General features: G+C 61.8%; 16 protein-coding genes. 4 read left to right on the top strand and 12 right to left on the bottom strand.

The features are described 5' to 3' along the window. Nucleotides 1–12 precede the first annotated feature (12 nt). The 8 genes from MUB52_RS12780 to MUB52_RS12745 form a co-directional block, all read right to left on the bottom strand. Nucleotides 13–804 (bottom strand): SMP-30/gluconolactonase/LRE family protein, encoded by a 792-nt coding sequence (locus tag MUB52_RS12780; RefSeq protein WP_263844615.1) that lies wholly within the window; start codon nt 802–804, stop codon nt 13–15. Next, nucleotides 801–1,556, bottom strand: coding sequence for an NAD-dependent epimerase/dehydratase family protein (locus MUB52_RS12775; RefSeq protein WP_263844614.1), 756 nt, complete (start codon nt 1,554–1,556; stop codon nt 801–803). Before MUB52_RS12775 ends, MUB52_RS12780 begins: the two co-directional genes overlap by 4 nt. A 402-nt stretch (nt 1,557–1,958) precedes the next feature. Next, entirely contained in the window at nt 1,959–2,423 is a 465-nt protein-coding gene (locus tag MUB52_RS12770) for a cupin domain-containing protein (protein WP_263844613.1), read from the bottom strand. A gap of 888 nt (nt 2,424–3,311) precedes the next feature. Continuing rightward, nucleotides 3,312–4,379: an Ldh family oxidoreductase gene (locus MUB52_RS12765; protein ID WP_263844612.1), complete on the bottom strand. Its 1,068-nt coding sequence runs from the start codon at nt 4,377–4,379 to the stop codon at nt 3,312–3,314. Then, entirely contained in the window at nt 4,369–5,199 is an 831-nt protein-coding gene (locus tag MUB52_RS12760; RefSeq protein ID WP_263844636.1) for an ABC transporter permease, read from the bottom strand. The genes MUB52_RS12765 and MUB52_RS12760 overlap by 11 nt, the downstream gene beginning before the upstream one ends. A gap of 35 nt (nt 5,200–5,234) precedes the next feature. Continuing rightward, a complete protein-coding gene (locus MUB52_RS12755) occupies nt 5,235–6,044 on the bottom strand; it encodes an ABC transporter ATP-binding protein (protein ID WP_263844611.1) in 810 nt (269 codons plus the stop codon). Further along, nucleotides 6,041–7,069, bottom strand: coding sequence for an ABC transporter substrate-binding protein (locus tag MUB52_RS12750; RefSeq protein ID WP_263844610.1), 1,029 nt, complete (start codon nt 7,067–7,069; stop codon nt 6,041–6,043). Before MUB52_RS12750 ends, MUB52_RS12755 begins: the two co-directional genes overlap by 4 nt. A gap of 61 nt (nt 7,070–7,130) precedes the next feature. Continuing rightward, a complete protein-coding gene (locus MUB52_RS12745; protein WP_263844609.1) occupies nt 7,131–7,922 on the bottom strand; it encodes a fumarylacetoacetate hydrolase family protein in 792 nt (263 codons plus the stop codon). A 275-nt stretch (nt 7,923–8,197) separates the two neighbouring features. On the opposite strand from MUB52_RS12745, the gene MUB52_RS12740 reads away from it, so the two are divergent. Both MUB52_RS12740 and MUB52_RS12735 read left to right on the top strand, forming a co-directional pair. Then, entirely contained in the window at nt 8,198–8,872 is a 675-nt protein-coding gene (locus MUB52_RS12740) for a FadR/GntR family transcriptional regulator (protein WP_263844608.1), read from the top strand. A 189-nt stretch (nt 8,873–9,061) separates the two neighbouring features. After that, nucleotides 9,062–9,745, top strand: coding sequence for a fumarylacetoacetate hydrolase family protein (locus MUB52_RS12735; protein WP_263844607.1), 684 nt, complete (start codon nt 9,062–9,064; stop codon nt 9,743–9,745). Nucleotides 9,746–9,940: 195 nt separating this feature from the next. Here MUB52_RS12735 and MUB52_RS12730 read toward each other — a convergent pair whose 3' ends face one another. The 4 genes from MUB52_RS12730 to MUB52_RS12715 all read right to left on the bottom strand — a co-directional run bounded on the left by MUB52_RS12730 (nt 9,941) and on the right by MUB52_RS12715 (nt 14,071). Beyond that, complete coding sequence (locus MUB52_RS12730) at nt 9,941–11,221, bottom strand: TRAP transporter large permease (protein WP_263844606.1); 1,281 nt, start codon at nt 11,219–11,221, stop codon at nt 9,941–9,943. Further along, a complete protein-coding gene (locus MUB52_RS12725; protein WP_263844605.1) occupies nt 11,221–11,763 on the bottom strand; it encodes a TRAP transporter small permease in 543 nt (180 codons plus the stop codon). Before MUB52_RS12725 ends, MUB52_RS12730 begins: the two co-directional genes overlap by 1 nt. Nucleotides 11,764–11,869: 106 nt before the next feature. Then, nucleotides 11,870–12,850: a TRAP transporter substrate-binding protein gene (locus MUB52_RS12720; RefSeq protein ID WP_263844604.1), complete on the bottom strand. Its 981-nt coding sequence runs from the start codon at nt 12,848–12,850 to the stop codon at nt 11,870–11,872. Nucleotides 12,851–12,883: 33 nt separating this feature from the next. After that, a complete protein-coding gene (locus MUB52_RS12715) occupies nt 12,884–14,071 on the bottom strand; it encodes a pyridoxal-phosphate-dependent aminotransferase family protein (RefSeq protein ID WP_263844603.1) in 1,188 nt (395 codons plus the stop codon). Between the two features lie 139 nt (nt 14,072–14,210). Here MUB52_RS12715 and MUB52_RS12710 point away from each other — a divergent pair, with 139 nt between their 5' ends. Beyond that, on the top strand, nt 14,211–17,084 hold the full coding sequence (locus MUB52_RS12710; RefSeq protein ID WP_263844602.1) for an FAD-binding and (Fe-S)-binding domain-containing protein: 2,874 nt from the start codon (nt 14,211–14,213) through the stop codon (nt 17,082–17,084). Nucleotides 17,085–17,093: 9 nt separating this feature from the next. Next, a complete protein-coding gene (locus MUB52_RS12705) occupies nt 17,094–17,777 on the top strand; it encodes a GntR family transcriptional regulator (RefSeq protein ID WP_263844601.1) in 684 nt (227 codons plus the stop codon). Nucleotides 17,778–17,836: the final 59 nt, after the last annotated feature.

Below are 17,836 nucleotides of genomic sequence, written 5' to 3'. Positions count from 1 at the left end.
CGCCTCGTCAGGTTAGAGGGTCACGGCCAGCAATCGGCCCGACAGGGGCTCGTCGGGCATCCGGATGGATGTCACGAAAAGGCGGCCACTGGCCAAGGCGGGACGGGTGGGCTTGGACACCGGCAACGGAACGCGGCGCAGGATGTCGCCCGACGGCGACAAGCAGACCACCTCTCCAGCGTCCATACCTGCGAACCAGTAGTTCCCCGCTGTGTCGGTGGTCGCGCCGTCCGGCCGACCGGTATGGCCAGCGGTTTCGAAGAACGGCTGGCGGTCTGTGATGTCACCGGTGCGCGGGTCGTGGGCGAAACGCCAGATACCCTGGCGCTCGGCCCGGCTGTCGGACAGATAGAGCCATTGGCCATCTGGCGACAGCGCCAGGCCATTGGGTGTGCCCAGCCCGGTCACGAGATCGCGGCGCAGGTGCCACGCCTGTCCGTCCCGGCCCAGACGATGCAGCCGCCCGCCCTCCGGTCCGATGGTACTGATCCAGAACTGGCCGCCGATCCCGGCCGTCCCGTCGTTGAACCGTCCCGGCGGCCGTTGCGGGTTGGCTGCGAGGATGGTCCCGTCCGGACCAACGATCCCGCAGTCCCGCGCGACCAGCAGGCCGGAGCCGAGATCGGCAAGGGCCGTCGGCCGGTCCGGCAACTTGTTGATTTGCTCCTCTCCCGTTTCGACATCGGTCAGGATTGTGGCGCGCCCTTCGATGTCGACCCAGGCGATGCACTTGCGCTCGGGCAGCCAGAGTGTGCTTTCGCCCAGCACGGCCCGATAGCGGCCGACGGGAACCGCATCGCTCACCGCTCGAAACGATCCGCGAGGCCGCCGCCCTGCCACGGGCCCGTATCGCCCTCCGGCAGCCCGTCGAGGCGGGTCGTTGCGGCCGGTGCCCAGCCATCGGGCTGTCCTTCGGTCGTCCAGAAACACCCGTCACCGATTGGCGTCGCCCCGTAGAAGAGATCGAAGCGGGGCTCGGGTGTCGCGACCACCCATTGGATCAGGGTCACCAGATCGTCGGGCGCGAACCATGTATGGCGATGTCGCGGGGTTTCCGGGCTTTCGGTGACCGAACCGATCCGGACAACCGTGCTGCCGATGCCGTGGGCGTCGAAATAGAGCCGGGCCAGCCCCTCACACCAGAGCTTCGACAGCGCGTAAAGACTGTCCGGCCTCGGCAGCAACGAAGGGCCGACACGCTCGGACGCGGGATAGAAGCCCGAGACATGATTGGTCGATGCCAAGAGGATACGCCTGACACCAGCTTTGCGCGCCGCCTCGTAGAGCGCATAGGTAGCCCGGATGTTGGCATCGATCAGGGGATCGAACGCGTCTTCGGTTGCGATGCCGGCCAGATGGATGACGGTGTCGCACCCCTCGACCGCCTTATCAGCGATCGCGCAGAGATCGCCAACGATCTCCTCTTCCCAAGGACGCAGTGGAGCGGCGGACCGGAGATCGCACAGGCGTAGGGCACCGCCAAGCGCGCCAAGGCGAGGGCGGATCAACTGGCCGACCCGGCCAGCGCTGCCGGTCAAGAGTAGTTTTGGTTGCATCACTCGTTGCACGCGTCTTCGCAGATCGGGATACGGACAGTCGAACTCGGCCCTGAGAGAGGGCCGCACCCACTACAGCAGCGACAAAGACGTCGCTCCACCGTCGGGGGCATCCTTCAAGGTCAAACTGCGCTCAATTGTGGTTTCGCGGCTGGTCTGCCTATCGCCATGTTGAGACTTTCGTTGGCCTATGTCCATAGCCTGGGTTTGGCGTCGCTTATCGAGCGTCGACGGTCCAGAAGTGGCCAATCTGGCAGGCCCATGCGATGCATGACAGTGCTGATCCGGAGCGTCTTGGCCTCGTTTAGCTGTGGGAGATTCCGGCTTCTGCTTTCAACGCAAAACCTCATCTTCACCGCTCCTTCGCGAACAACTGTCCCATCCCGCTTTCGGGTCGCGGCCCTAACGATTGCCCTGGGCGGGGTCTTCTCCATCTCGATGCGTCAGCCTTCCATCGGGGTGCAAGACGAGATCAATGTCAGCGTAGAAACAGCGATCTTCCGCATCGCGGGTGCCGACGACCAGGAATGTGGCCGGTGCATTCGATCTGTTCGTAATGCAGTGTCCATTGGGATCGCCTGCCGGAAAAACGGCGACATCACCTGCGCCGAGATCAGTGCTGCCCGCGTCATCTTCGAGGACCAGATGACCATCGAGAACAACGACCAACTCGTCGGTGCGATCATGCCAATGACGATGAGAGGAAGATGCTCCCGGCATCAGCGTTTCAATATTCGCACCAAGATGGTTTAGCCCATGGTGTTTGGAAATCGCACGTCCAATGTAGTCACCTAATGGGCCGGCAAAAGCTGCAGCGGCGTCGGGCCCGTCGTATGTTGGGAGGTCATTGACGATCACTTTTGGCACTGAGCGCTCCTGCAGGTGGTTTTGAAGAAATGTACCGGCGCGGCAACTCCCGCGCAATTCCAAGTCGGGAAAGCAATCTTCGACGCGGTCGCCGTTTTCAGCAGCTTCACAACAGTATTGATGTTGCGTGAGGTGCCCTCCGCCCGTGCCGATCAGCCTTGCAACTTCAGCTTCGTTCGATCCATGCCAAATCGGTAGTGAATTTGGATGTCCGGCCTAAAGGGGGCAACTTACCCGTCGGCGTGCCCTACGCAGCGTCAGTCATGCAGCCCGCGCGCGCGGCCTTGTTGGATTTGGAGGCCACGCATCCTCCCGAAGCAGGACCGTTAAGGTGGTGATGATGGGGCTGAGCACGGGATGAGTTGCGGATCGCAGGTTATTTTGATGAACAGCTCATTGGAGCGCTCAAGCAGTTCAAGGCAGGGGTTGAAGATTGGACGCTCTGCGGCATGTCCGGGATCAGCGATGCCGGGCTCCACAAACACAAAGCAAAGCTGGGCGGCACGAGCGCGTCGGATGCAAAGAAGTCGTGCGCATTGGTAAACGAGAACACCCCTCGTAGCCGGACGGCCCGGTCGGAAACGCTGCGCTCGAGGCTTTCGCGACAAAAATGGCGAACGTCCGATGCCAGTCGGCGGGCTTGCACCGGTCAGCCCGTCGGCATCACACACACGATCAGGGGATGAGGGCTTGCGAAAGCGGCGACGTGGATTGGCCTACGCCCGCCCGCGGTTCGAGTATCACTGCTTCGGCATCCGTCCGGCCAGAGAGGGCTGGGAGGTGACCCACATGACATGGGTGCGGCATTATCGCGAAGAGGGGCTGGCAGGTTGCTGCGGGCGGCCAAACAAGCGCGCTTTGGACGCAGGTCCGCTCCCTTTGCACAATTCAGGCATATTTCGGAAAGGGCGGAGCCAGATTGCAACCGATCGCGAGGGCGTTGAGATCGGCGCGAAGCGCCGGATTGAGCGTCAAACCTTCGGTACGACGCGTCGCGGCAAGCGCAGATTTGCCGTCGCCCGGAAGCCTGACCGGGTCATGACCCGGCAGAGGGGGAGACGCACGCATCTCATCGAAGACGCGCGCCACTTCTTCGGCGAACTCGTCACCGACACCGAACGCTTTCGGGTCCAGAGCCATCACGACCTGACCTGTGTTCGTGGGCGAGATCGTGTCCTTCGTGAAATCGACCACGTCCGAGCCGAATGCCGCACCGTTCAGGACGCCGGCCATCAAGCCAATTGCCACAGACAACCCGAAACCTTTCGCGCCACCGATCGGCAGAAGGAAGCCCTCCGACTTTCGGGCCGGGTCGGTCAGCGGCTTCCCATCGCGGCCCACCATCCAGCCTTCCGGCATCGGTCTGCCCTGTTGCAGCAGTGTCTTGATCTTCCCCATCGCCGCTACAGTCGTGGCCATGTCGAAGACAAAAGGATCGTCGCCACCTGAGGGTGCCGAAAAGGCAATCGGGTTTGTGCCAAGAAGAAGATCGCTGCCGCCGTAGGGCGGCACGTGGTTCGCGCTGCCGACAGCCGCGGCCATCCCCAGAAGACCCGCCTCGGCTTGCGGGCGGACGTAGAGCGCCAAGGGTCCCGCATGATTGCCACGCCGCACGCCAACCCAGCCGATCCCCGCCGCCCCCGCCTTCTGGATGGCCAAATCGCGCGCGGTGGCCATGGCCAGGTGGCCCAAGCCGTTGTCGCCGTCAATCAGGGCGGTGGCGACGGTTTCCTGCGCGACGGAAATGTCCGGCCTGGGGTTGCATCCGCCTCCGGCCAGACGCGCCAGATACTGCCGAAGACGGAAGACACCGTGCGTTTCGTAGCCGTATATGTCGGCTTCGACCATGAGGGTTGCGACCTTGCCGGCGTCCGCCTCCGGGACGTCGTGAGACATGAGTGCGCAAGCCACGAATTCGCAGAGCGTCCCCACGTCGATGGTGCCGTCATCCGGCATCGTAGGATTCCACTGTTTCCTTCTGCCAGAACACGACCGTTCGTTGCGTTCGCTGCACAATCAAATAGAGCGCCAGCCCGACAAGGCTGAGATAGAGGATCAGAGAGAAAACACGCGGAGTGTTCAGCTGAGACGCAGCAACGCGGATCAACTCGCCGAAGCCCTTTCCGCCGCCGAGAAATTCGCCCGTGATCGCACCGGCCATGACACCGACAGCGCCGATCTTGAGGCCGGTGAAGATCTGCGGCAGGCCGCTTGGAAGCTTCATCTTGATCAGCGTCTGGATACGGCTCGCTCCCATGGTCTTGAACAGCATGCGGGCGTTTTCATCGGCGGCATGCAGCCCAGCGGCCGTGCCCACGACAATCGGGAAGGTTGCGATGAAGGCAGCGAGCGCCACCTTGGATTCAATGCCGAACCCCAACCAGGCCACGAAAAGCGGTGCGAAGGCCACTTTGGGCATCGTATCGATGGCGACGAGATAGGGCATGACGGCCTTTTCTCCGAAGGCTGTTTCGCCGACCAGCACGCCCAATGAGAACCCGATGGCGATGGCGAGTGCGAAGCCGTAGATCACCTCCTTGATGGTGATCCAAAGTGCTGCGAGCATATAGCCTCCGGTTGCGAGGTTCTGACCGACAAAAACCATATCGGCGAAGGTTTCCCAGGGGGTCGGCAGGATGATCGGCGAGACGAGACCCAGCCGGGTGACCAGATCCCAGGTACCGATGAAGACCACGAAGACGAAGGTCATCGCGATCCAGCGCGGCACCGAGTCAATGAAGGCCACTTCCTGTTCCCAGACGGTATCCTCGATCATTTCGGGAGCGTTTGCGTCATTGGTCCGGTCGTCGGTCACATGTCCTCTCCCTTATCCAGCATGCCGCGGATGTAGTCGACGATCTCGCCGAACTTCGGGGTCGTCATCATGTCGAGCGTGCGTGGGCGAGGAAGATCGACCGGGACGACCTCGGCGATCCGCCCGGGGCGTGGCTTCATCACAACGATTTCGTCAGAGAGGATCACCGCCTCCTGGATCGAATGGGTGACGAGAAAAGCCGTTGCCTGCTGCTCGCGGCAGATCCGTTGCAACTCCATGTTCATCATGTCGCGGGACAGTTCATCCAGCGCGCTGAACGGTTCATCCAGCAGAAGCACTGCCGGTTCGGTGATCAGCATCCGGCAGATCGAGGCGCGTTGCGCCATGCCCCCGGAAAGCTCATTGGGGTAGACGTTTTCAAAACCGGTGAGCCCAACAATGTCCAAAAGCGCGTGGGCCTTCTCCTTCGCCTTCTCGGCGGCGGGTTTGCCATCGCGAATTTCAATAGGAAGGACGATGTTCTCCACCGCTGTCTTCCAGGGAAAGAGGGTCGCCTGCTGGAACATCATGCCGATGTCCCTGCGCGGGCCGGTCACAGGCTCACCTTGCAGCATGACGCGTCCCTTGGAGGGCGGGATCAGGCCCGCCATAATCTTGAGCAGGGTCGACTTTCCGCATCCGCTGGACCCGATCACGGAGGTGAAGCTGCCCTTGCGCAGCGTCAGGGTGACATCCTCGAGCGCCACCACGAGGTTGCGCGCATAGGTCTTGCTGACACGGGTCAGCTCGTAGACCGGCGCGCCCACAGACGCGCCGGAAAAGCCCTGTTCGGCCGCTGCGATCATCCGCCTGCGGCCTCACTTCCCAGAGCTGCGAACTCATTTGTCCAAGCGGCATCGAGATCATCGAGCGGCCCGGAGATTTCGCCACCCGCAACCAGCGCGTCCTGCCATTCGGCCCAGACTTCGGCCGGATACCAGCCAAGGTAGGGGCTTCCTTCGGGCGGGATGGTCTTGGACCGGACGGCGTCAAACAAGGCCGACTGAAATTCCTTGTCTTCACCTTCTTGCGGATTGCCCTCGGCAAGATGACCCAGCACCGCCTCGCGGTTCGCATCATTCAGCGCGAAGGCATGGCCTCGGGCGAAGGCGCGGCTCCAGCCTTCGACGAGCGCGCGGTCGTTTTCGATGGTCTCTGCCATCGTCGCAATGCCGTTGCCGAAGAAGCGCCCGAACTCTGCGGGCGTGATGTCACGCACCTTCATGCCGCGCTGATTGAGGATCGCCGTGTCCGCGGTCGAGGCGGAATAGGCGTCGATCTCGCCGTTCAGGAAGGCTGCCGTCGCCGGTCCGCCATCGCCGACGGTCAGGAACTGGAAGTCTTCGCCTTCTGTCATCCCCGCACCCGTCAGCACGTTGCGGGCGAACCCCACCTCGGCGCCATCGGCGGTGCCGGTTCCGATCACCTTGCCGCGCAGATCCTCAATGGCCTGATACTCGGAGTCCTCCTGTACGGCGATCCCGAAGTTGCTGCGGGCCGCAACGTTGTAGATGTGCACGGCATCCACACCGCGTGACCGGGCCGCGATGAGCGGTCCCGGGCCGGGGCGTCCGAAATGCGCCTGGCCCGCGGAGAGGGCCTGCAGCACAGCGCCAGAGCCATTGATCGCCTCGACCGTCACATTCAGACCTTCCTCCTCGAAAAAGCCTTCGCCGATCGCCACGAAGACCGGGAACGAGTTGATCGCCGAGGGGCTCGGCTGAACAAATGTGATATCGCGCAAGCCCTGCGCAAAAGCCCGCGTTCCGATCAGGCTGGTGGCCGGCAGCGCTGACAGCAGCGATGCGGTAAACGTTCTTCTCTTCATCATGGTTCTTCTCCTCCCAATTGCGTTTGCCCCGTGCGCCGCGCGTCTCGGCGCTGGAGGGGCGTCATACGGTGCGCACAGTGTTGCTGAGCGTGCCGATCCCGGAAATTGCGCAGACGATCCTGTCGCCGTTCTTGAGGAACTGCGGCGGCTCCATCGCGTAGCCGACGCCCGATGGTGTACCGGTCGCGATGATGTCGCCGGGTTCCAGCGTCATGCCTTCAGAGAGCGACGCGATCAGCGTCGGAACATCGAAGATCATATCCTTCGTGGTTCCGTCCTGGCGCTGTTCGCCGTTCACTGTCAGGCCGATGTTAAGGTCATGCGGATCGCCGATCTCATCGGCCGTCACGATCCACGGGCCGATTGGACAGGAGCCATCAAGCCCCTTGCCTTTGAAGTACTGGCCGCCGTGGCGGCGTTGGATGTCGCGGGCGCTGATATCGTTGAGGATCGTGTAGCCAAAGACATGGGCCATGGCATCGGCCTTGGTGATGTTGCGCCCCGCGGTTCCGATGACAACAGCAAGCTCCACCTCGTAGTCGATGTTCGTCGAGACAGTTGGAAAAATCAGGATGTCGCCGCCCGGTGGCACAACTGCTGTCGGTGGCTTGGTGAAAAAAACGGGATACTCCGTCACACCGACGTTCTGTTTTTGCGCGCGGTCGCCTTCGGCAATGTGCTCCGCGTAGTTCCGCCCGACGCAGAGCACATTCTTGCGTGGTGCGGGAATGGGGGCGTTCAAGGCAGTATCCGCCGGCACGATGGCGTCAGCGTTTTGGCCCGCATCCGCCTCGGCCATCAGCGCCCGCACTGCCGCCAGCGCGTCCGGCCCACATTCGATGAGGTCCAGCATGGACCCTGTGCGAAGCGCGCTGGCACCGGGGTCCGAAAGATTTCGCGCCGCCTGAGCGATATTCAGTATGTTGCCATCTTCCAGAACTGCTCCGCAGAGGTTCCGACCGTCCACGGATATCGTTGCCAGTCGCACTCGGCTCTCCTCCCTCGTGCTGGGGGTTGCGGCGCCGGGACGCGTGACCTGCGACTCGCCGCCACACCTGCTATGGTTCAGTTTGACGAACTCGACTCGTCAATCAATCAACCAATCACCGAATTGGGTGGAGTGCGGCGATGGCAGTTGATCTCACACAGAGGCTTCGTGATCTGATCGACAGCGCGGGCTATCGGCACAATGATCGGATCCCGCCTGAACGCGAATTGTGCCAGCGTCTCGGAACGACGCGAAACCAGTTGCGCAAGGCTCTGTCGGAGCTCGAGGCCCAGGGCCGTATCTGGCGCCACGTGGGTCGGGGCACGTTTGTCGGCGCGCGACCCGTCCTCAATCTGCAGGACGTGACCTACCTGCGCGACCAGATCAAGCCGGAACAGGTCGTAACCGTTCGCTTCACGATCGAACCGGAGTTGTGCCGCCTCGCCGCGCAGCACGCGGGCAAATCCGACTGCGAACAAATGCGCCTTTGTGCGCAAAGGTGCCGGAGTGCCGAAGACTGGCGTACCTACGAGGCTTGGGATAATCACCTCCATCATGCCATAGCGCGTGCCGCGAGAAACCAGCTCTTTCTCTATTTCTTCGAAACGTTGAATTCGGTTCGGCGGTCAATCGTCTGGGGCCAGCCCCGCAAGACAACCGGCCCCGCCCCCGGCTATTCGAGCTTCTGGGAGCATGACGAGATCGTCGCGGCCATCTCACAAAAAGACGGGCAACGGGCCGCCGAGGCGATGCGGCGTCACCTGCGATCGGTCTATTCCCGGGTCCTTCCCGGCAGCCTCTCGGACACCGAGTGAAATCGCCCGCGGCCTGAACCAATTACGAAAATGGTTGGCGTCAAGCATGTCGCACCCCCTTGCCAATTGCGCGCAGACATTGCGAGTAAGCTAGCGGATGGGGTCGTTTTCCTACCGCCGCGCGCCGGTGAGGATGGGGCGCTGTCCAAGCAAGGTATTTGGCCCAGCCCAGGGGTCAGGAGGAGAGCAATGGCCGATCATGTTATTCCCGCGCCTCAGGTGCATGTCATTCCCACCGAGGGCGGCGGCACGTTCCCCGTCCGGCGTGTCTATTGCATCGGACGGAACTTCGCGGCCCATGCGGTGGAGATGGGGCACGACCCCGACCGCGAGCCTCCTTTCTTCTTTCAGAAGAACCCGAACAATCTCGATCCGTCGGGCGCGTTTCCTTACCCACCGCACACATCGGATGTCCATCACGAGGTGGAGCTGCTTGTCGCTCTGAAGTCGGGCGGCCGGAACATCCCAGTGGACCAGGCGCTCGATCACGTCTGGGGGTACGGCGTGTCCCTCGACATGACCCGGCGCGACCTGCAGGGCCAGATGAAGAAGATGGGCCGCCCCTGGGAGATCGGAAAGGCGTTCGAACGGTCCGGCCCGGTCGGCCCCTTGCGCCCGGTTGCCGACGTCGGTCACCCCGATCATGGGCACATAGCACTCGCCGTGAACGGTGAACCGCGCCAGGACGGCGATCTGAACCAGATGATCTGGAAAGTGCCGGAGATGATCTCGTACCTCTCGGAGTACTTCGAACTTGCCGCGGGCGATGTCATCATGGCGGGCACGCCGTCTGGGGTGAATGCGGTGCAGCGGGGCGACGTCATGGTTGCGTCCATCGAGGGTGTCGGTGAGTTGACCGTCACGGTTGTCTAAGCCTCCGATCAGCAACAGTCTTCGAAACAGCCTGCCAACCTCGAGTGCGAAAGCGGTGTCGACCCGGGGACAAGGACCGTGAGCAGTTGTTCAATGCGGCCGAGATCGGCGCAGTGGCAGGTTTGAGGCACACGTGAAATCCAGAGGGACTTCAGCGCCTGCCCGCTGTGAACCGGTAAGCAGGTCGGGGGAGCGTCAGTTGTAGAAGTAGTCCACCAGGAAGAGCGGGATGGACGGGATGTAGGTGCACATCAGCAGGACGGTCAGCAGGACCGCGATGAAATAGATGTTGACCTTGGTGACATCCCAGATGTTCGCGCGCGCCACGGCACAGGCGGTGATCAGAACGCTGGCCACGGGCGGCGTTTGCTGGCCGATGGCGAGGTTCAGCGTCACCACGAGGCCGAAGTGAATAGGGTTGATCCCTACCGCGTCGATCAGCGGGATGACAATCGGGACGACCAGAATGATTGCGGCGGCCGAATGCAGAAAAAAGCCGATGATCAGGAAGAAGAAGTTCAGGATGAGCAAGATCAGCCACTTGTTCTCGGTGATGCTGAGGATACCGGCCGCCAGCTCCTGAGGGTATTGCGCCCGGGTCAGGAAGCCGCCCATAACCACAGAGGCCGCCACAAGCAGCATGACGACAGCGGTCTGCATCCCGCCGTCCAGCATGGAGCGTTGCAGGTGCCGCAGATCGACCTGGCGATACCAGAGGCTGATGGCGATCGCGGCCAAGACTGCCAGCCCGGCCGCTTCGGTGGCGGTCACATACCCGCCGAAGATGCCACCGAGGATGATCACCGGAAGCGCGAAGGTGGGCAAAGCGTCGACAAAAGCCTCCCACAGCCTGCGGCCCGAGAACGCATCCTCCCGCGGCAGGTCGTAGCGCCGCGCGAAATAGTAGGCCACACCCATCAGGCCCGCGGCCCCCATCAGGCCCGGCACCACACCCGCCACGAAGAGCTGCTCGACCGAGACGTTGGCCGAGGTCGCATAGAGGATCATCGGGATCGACGGCGGAATGATGATCGCAAGCGAGGCCGAAGATGAGGTCACCGCCGCCGAAAAGGCGCCCGAATAGCCGCGCTTCTTCATCTGCGGGATCATGACAGACCCCATCGCCGCAACATCTGCGACGGCCGACCCGGAGATCTCGGCGAAGAACAGCGAAACGCCGATGTTCACATGGGCCAGCCCGCCCCGAATAAAGCCGATCAGCGCAGCGACAAAGTTGATCAGCCTATCCGTGATACCGCCTGCATTCATGATGGCACCGGCCAGAACGAACATCGGGATCGCGATCAGAGAGAATTTCGTCGCGCCGCCGTACATATCCAAAGCGACGTTCACCAGCGACCCGGTGCCTTCCAGAACCAGCAGGCCCCCGATAGCGGAAACAGCGAGTGCGACGCCGATCGGGACGTTCAGACAGATCATCGCGACCATGGCGATGAAGATCCCCAGCATCAGCATCAGGCGTTCCCCGCTTTCTTCATCTCGGTTTCGACCTCTTCCTCGATTTCAGCATGTTCCAGCGAGACACCCGCGGCGGTCTTGCGCCAGTAGTCCGGCAGGCTAAGGACCTGACAGATCAGGAAGAGCACTGCCCCGATTGGGATCACGGATTGTGTGAAGCTGATCGGCACCCAGGTGAGAGAGACCAGGGACATGCCGCCCAGGATCGCCATCACCGTGTATCCGGCCCAGGCCAGAAGGAGGAAGAAAGCGGCGGTGATACCCTCGGCCAGCGCGACAGCCCACATGCGCGTGGGCATGGGGATCGACAGCAGAACAGAGTCAAAACCGATATGTCGGCGCCGCAGCGCTGCCAAGGCCGAGCCGTAGTACGTAATCCACGCAAGCAGGATCGCAGCGATTTCATCGTACCAGGCGAGGCTTGATCCAACGAGCCGGTAGATTACAGCGACGACCACAACGGTTGTGAGGATCACCATGAGGAAGATCACGAAATACTCGAGAACGACCTCAAAGAAGTTGCGTAGCGTTTTGAGCATAAAAACCTCTGCCGGTGGTGTTGCACCGGTGATGTCCGAGGAACGTGCCGGAAAGAGCGGCGTCGCTGAAAGCAGGGGGACCAGCGGCCCCCCCACGTGGGTTAGATCAGGACCCGGATGCCAGGGTCTGAATCCGCTCGATCAATTCCGCGCCGCCGTCGACCGTGGTGGCAAACTCGTCGTAGATCGCAGCGGACGCGTCGATGAAGGCTTGATTGTCGGCTTCGTTGATTTCGACACCCGCCTCGCGGATCACATCCAGCAGTTCGGTTTCGAGCTTGGCCGCATGCTCATAGACGAAGTCCTGCGTCTCGGCACCACAGGCTTCGAGATCCGCGCGCACGTCTTCCGGCCACTTCTGCCACTGGCTTTCGGCCACGAGAACATATCCCGGTGTGTAGACGTGGCCCGTGATCGACAGGTACTTCTGAACCTCCTGGAACTTGGCAGACGCGATCTGGGCATAGGGGTTTTCCTGCCCGTCAATCACGTTGGTCTGAAGTGCGGTGAACACCTCGGAGAAGGCCATGGGCGTGGGGTTTGCACCGTACTGCTGGAACATCTTCACCCGCCACTCGCCGTTCGGAGTACGCAGCTTGATCCCTTGCAGGTCTTCGGGCGTGTTGATCGGACGGGTGTTGTTGGTGATATGGCGAAAGCCATTCTCGAAATAGCCGATGATCCGGTAGCCTTCGCGCAAGGCGGCCTCCTGGAACACATCGCCAAGTTCAGCCTGAATGCGGCGCATGTGGTCGCGGTCCTGCACGATGTAGGGCATCTCGAACACCCCGAACTCCGGTGCCACCGACGACATGACCGACGAGGGCAATGAGAAGTGCACTTGACCCAACTTCAGCTTCTGCAGCAGCTCGCGGTCCTTGCCGAGTTGGCTTGCGCCAAAGGTCTGCACTTCGGCGCGGTCGCCGAGCTTGCCATTCGCACATTCGGCGAAGGCGTTCACGGACGCCTCGAAGAGCGACCCCGGATTGCCGACATGGCCGAAGCGCAGTGTCAGGTCCGCAGCCGTCGCCGCCAGCGGCATCGCGATCGCCGCCACACTGGCCAGAATGGTTGCTTTGATTGTCATTTGTCTTCCTCCCTTGGTGCCCCGCGTGGGGCGTTATTCAGCGGCCACCCGCTCGTTCGTCGTTTCCTTCAGATACTCCATCGCGGCCTGCGCCCCACCGGCCTGATGCGGAACACCCGCTTTCGTCAGGCCCATCTCCACCCCCGACAGCGTCGCCATCAGCATCAGATCGTTGAAATCACCAAGATGTCCGATGCGGAACACCTTGTCGGCGACCTTGGACAGGCCGTTGCCGAGCGAGATATCGTAGTGCTCGAGCGTCGTTGCGCGAAAGGCGTCAGCCGAATGGCCCGCAGGCATCAGCACCGCGGTGAGCACACCGGATTCCTGACCTTGCCGCGCGCACAGGACCTCCAACTCCCAGGTGCGTACAGCCGCACGCGTCGCAGCCCCGTGACGGGCGTGGCGCGCAAACACATTGTCCAGCCCCTCTTCATGCAGCATGTCGATGGCTTCATTCAGCCCGTACAGCAGGTTGGTGCCCGGCGTGTAAGGGAAGTAGCCGCTCTTGTTGGGACCGACCATATCGTGCCAATCCCAATAGCTGCGGGGCATGGTGTTGGATTTGGCGTGCTGCAGCGCCTTCTCGCTCACGGCATTGAAGCTCAGACCCGGCGGCAGCATCAACCCTTTCTGCGACCCGGAGACACAGACATCGACGCCCCACTCGTCGAACCGGAAGTCGATCGAGGCCAGCCCGGAGATCGAGTCCACCATCAGCAACGCCGGGTGCCCCGCCGCATCAATAGCCTTGCGCACCTCCGCGATGGGGGACACCGAGCCGGTCGAAGTTTCATTGTGGACAACGCAGACCGCCTTGATCTCGTGCCCTGTGTCTTCGCGCAGCCGTGCTTCGATGCGATCGGGTTCGGCACCACCGCGCCAATCCCCCTCCAGAAGTTCGGGATCAATCCCGATCTTCCGCGCCATTTTGTTCCAAAGCGTCGCGAAATGGCCGGTCTCGAACATCAAGACTTTGTCGCCCGGCGACACGGTGTTCACCAGGGCCGCTTCCCATGCCCCCGTACCGGAGGACGGAAAAATGAAGACGTGCTGCTTGGTCTTGAAAATCGTCTTCATACCGTCAAGCGCCTTCAGGCCCACTTCGGCAAAATCCGGACCGCGGTGGTCGATCGTCTGTTGGCCGATGGCCTTGAGAATGCGGTCGGGCACAGCGCTCGGGCCCGGGATTTGCAGGAAATGTCTGCCAGCCTGGCGCATCTTGTTTCGTCCTCCCAGCGGCGCCATTGACTCGGCGCGATTAGTTGTTGCTAAAACGTAATTATGAATTCATAATTCAGTCAACCAAAAAGATCGGGCGCGGATCTCAGCTCCGACTTCGGGAGGAACAGGAAGGCTGATGCGCGAGAATACACGTCTTTTCAATCGCTTGTCTTCAGCCATTGAAGGTGAGGTCATGACGGATGCCGCCTCGCGCGGCCGATACGCGACTGACGCGTCCATCTACCAAATGGTCCCCGAAGCGGTTGTTATCCCACGCTCGACAGAGGACGTGGAAGCCGCAATGGAGGTAGCTCGAGAGCAGGAAACCCCGATCTTGCCACGTGGTGGCGGCACCTCACAGTGCGGTCAGACCGTCAACCGGGCGGTGGTTTTGGATAACACGCGCCACCTCAACCGCATTCTGGAAATCGACACCGAAAATCTGACCGCCCGGGTCGAGCCTGGCGTGGTTCTGGATGAGTTGAACCACGCTTTGAAGCCGCATGGTCTCTGGTTTCCGGTCGACCCCTCCACGGCATCCCGCTGCACGCTCGGTGGCATGGCGGCGAACAACTCATCGGGCGGCAGGTCTCTGCGCTACGGCATCATGCGGGACAATGTGCGGGCCATATCGGCGATCCTGCCGGACGGGACAAAGGCTCGCTTCAACGGCGTGGACCCAAAGCCCGGAACCTATGCGGATCTGGTCAATGACATGCGCGCTCTGGGTCGTCGCGAAGCTGACGAGATCGACAGGCGCTTCCCCAAGGTCCAACGGCGGGTGGGCGGCTACAACCTCGACGCGCTGACCGGGAACGATGTGAACATGGCGCATCTTCTCGTGGGATCAGAAGGCACGCTCGCCTATTTCACCGAGATCGACCTGAGCCTTGCAAACCTGCCCGGCGAAAAAGTCATCGGCGTCTGCCATTTCCCCACCTTCTATGCGGCGATGGATGCCGCACAGCATTTGGTGACGCTTGGCCCCCAAGCCGTCGAGCTGATCGACGACACGATGATCGCATTGGGCCGCGACATTCCGCTCTTTCGAAAGACAATCGACGCCTTTGTCGAAGGCGATCCAGCCGCCCTTCTGCTGGTGGAATTCGCAAACGGAAGTGCAGAGGCAAATGCAGCCAAGCTGGCTGAGCTTACGGAGTTGATGGGTGACCTTGGCTTTGCATTCTCCGAAAGCGGTGACCGCTGGGGGGGCGTCGTGCCTGTGATCAACACGGGTTTGCAGGGCGCAATCGCGGAATACCGCAAGTCGGGCCTCAACGTGATGATGTCGATGAAGCAGGCGGGCAAGCCGATTTCCTTTGTAGAGGACTGTGCCGTCGCCCTGCCGGATCTGGCCGAGTATACCCAGGGCCTGACAGACATCTTTGCACGCCATGGTACGAAGGGCACTTGGTATGCGCATGCTTCTGTGGGCTGCCTGCACGTCCGCCCCGTCCTGAACATGCGTCAGGACAAGGACGTCAAAACCATGCGGGCCATCGCCGAAGAGTGTTTTGATCTGGTCAAACACTACAAGGGCTCGCATTCCGGCGAACATGGGGACGGGATCGTCCGCTCCGAATTCCACGACAAGATGTTCGGTCCGCGTATCGTTTCGGCCTTCGAAGACGTGAAGGCCCGGTTCGATCCAAAGGGGCTGATGAACCCCGGCAAGATCGTACATGCGCCCGCCATGGATGATCGCCGGGTGTTCCGCTACGGGCCGAATTACTCGGTCCCGGAGTTTGACACCGCGCTTGATTGGTCCGCCTGGCCCGGGGCTGCCGGAGGGTTTCAGGGTGCGGTCGAGATGTGCAACAACAACGGCGCCTGCCGCAAACTCAAGGACGGGGTGATGTGCCCGTCCTTCCGCGCCACACGGAACGAACGGGACGCGACCCGCGGGCGGGCCAACACGCTGCGTTTTGCGATCAGCGGCCAGATGCCGGGCGGGCTGACCTCGGATGCGATGGCAGACACCATGAAGTATTGCGTCTCGTGCAAGGCCTGTCGCCGCGAATGCCCAACCGGCGTCGACATGGCCCGCATGAAGATCGAAGTGCTGGCCGCGCGGCGTAAAGCAAACGGTCTGTCCTTCAGCGACAAGCTCGTCGGCTACCTGCCACGCTATGCGCCGAAGGCCGCAAAGTTCGCCTGGCTCATGAACCTGCGCAACAAGATGGGTCCGGTGCGGAAGCTGACCGAAAGGCTCACCGGCGTCTCGCATCGGCGCGATCTGCCGGTCTGGTCGTCGACCCCGTTCCGCGACGATGAAGCACAGGACACGAACCCGGACGTTCTGCTCTTTGCCGATGTGTTCAACCGCTATTTCGAACCGGAAAATCTGCGCTCGGCCCTGCGCGTGTTGCGCGCCGCCGGCCTGCGCATCGCCGTCGCACAGGACGGCTCTGGAACGGCCCTGGATTGCGGGCGCACCCTTTTGGCCATCGGATGTGTCGATGAGGCCCGAGAGGAGGCCCAGCGGATCATCGATGCGACGAAAGAGGCAGTCAAAAAGGGGATCGCGGTGGTTGGGCTCGAACCCTCATCGATCCTGACGTTCCGCGACGAGTTTCTTGCCTTGTGCCCCGGAGAGGACGCGCAAGCGCTGGCACATGCGACACACACTTTTGAAGAGTTTCTTGCCGGGCGGCCGGACCTGCCGATGAAGCCGCTTGGCACGCCGATCTATGTGCACGGCCATTGCCACCAGAAATCCCATGCGGCCGTGAGCCCCATGCTCGACCTGCTCAACCGGATCCCGGATGCCGAGGTCAATATGATCGAAAGCAGCTGCTGCGGGATGGCCGGTGCATTCGGCTATGCGCCTGAGACGATTGACATATCGCTCAAGATGGCCAACCTCGACCTTTTCCCGGCCCTCGATGCGGCGCCCGATGATGCGATTGTGGTCGCGGACGGTACGTCCTGCCGTCATCAGATTGCCGACGGCACACCGCGTCGGGCTGTGCATGTCGCGCGTTTGCTGGATCAGGCGCTAGCTGAATAGGATAGAACCATGAACCTGACCGAGGCGATCAAACGTCCCACGCTGCACGAAGAACTCGTTGACAGGCTGCGCAACCTTGTCGTTGAAGATGCGCTCAAGCCGGGCGAAAAGGTACCCGAGAAAGAGCTCTGCGAGTCCTTCGGCGTGTCGCGCACACCTCTGCGCGAGGCGCTGAAAGTTCTTGCGTCCGAAGGCTTTGTGGTGCTCCAGGCCAACCGGGGCGCCCGTGTGGCCACGGTCACGCGTCAGGAGCTGGAAAACACGTTCCCCGTCATCGCCCGGCTGGAGCAACTCGCAGGTGAATTGGCCTGCGACCATATGGACGCAGCCGCGGTCGCCAAGGTCGAAGCGCGTCACCAAGAGATGGTGCAGGCCTATCAGGCACGCGATCGCCAGGCGTATTTTCAGGCCAATCAAGAGATCCATCAGGCCCTGATCCGTGGCGCAAACAATGACATTCTGGAAGGCCATCACAAGTTGCTGGCCGCACGTGTCCGCCGCGCCCGCTTCATGGTCAACCTCTCGGATGAAAGATGGGCCGAAGCCATCGACGAACATGAGCGCATGATGCAGAAGCTGCGCGCCCGCGACGCGGACGGCCTTGGACAGCTGATGAAATTGCACATGATGAACAAATTTGCGGCCCACATCAAAGCGATCGACGACAGGTCGGACAACCTCGGCGAAGGTTGAAAGGCCGTGCCTGCCCGCCCCTTGGCCAGATCTCTCCTGCGCCAACGCATCAATCCACC

Origin of the sequence: Roseobacter sinensis (genome assembly GCF_025755255.1) — a bacterium.
Lineage (GTDB): Bacteria > Pseudomonadota > Alphaproteobacteria > Rhodobacterales > Rhodobacteraceae > Roseobacter > Roseobacter sinensis.
This window is presented reverse-complemented; position numbering and strand designations above follow the sequence as displayed.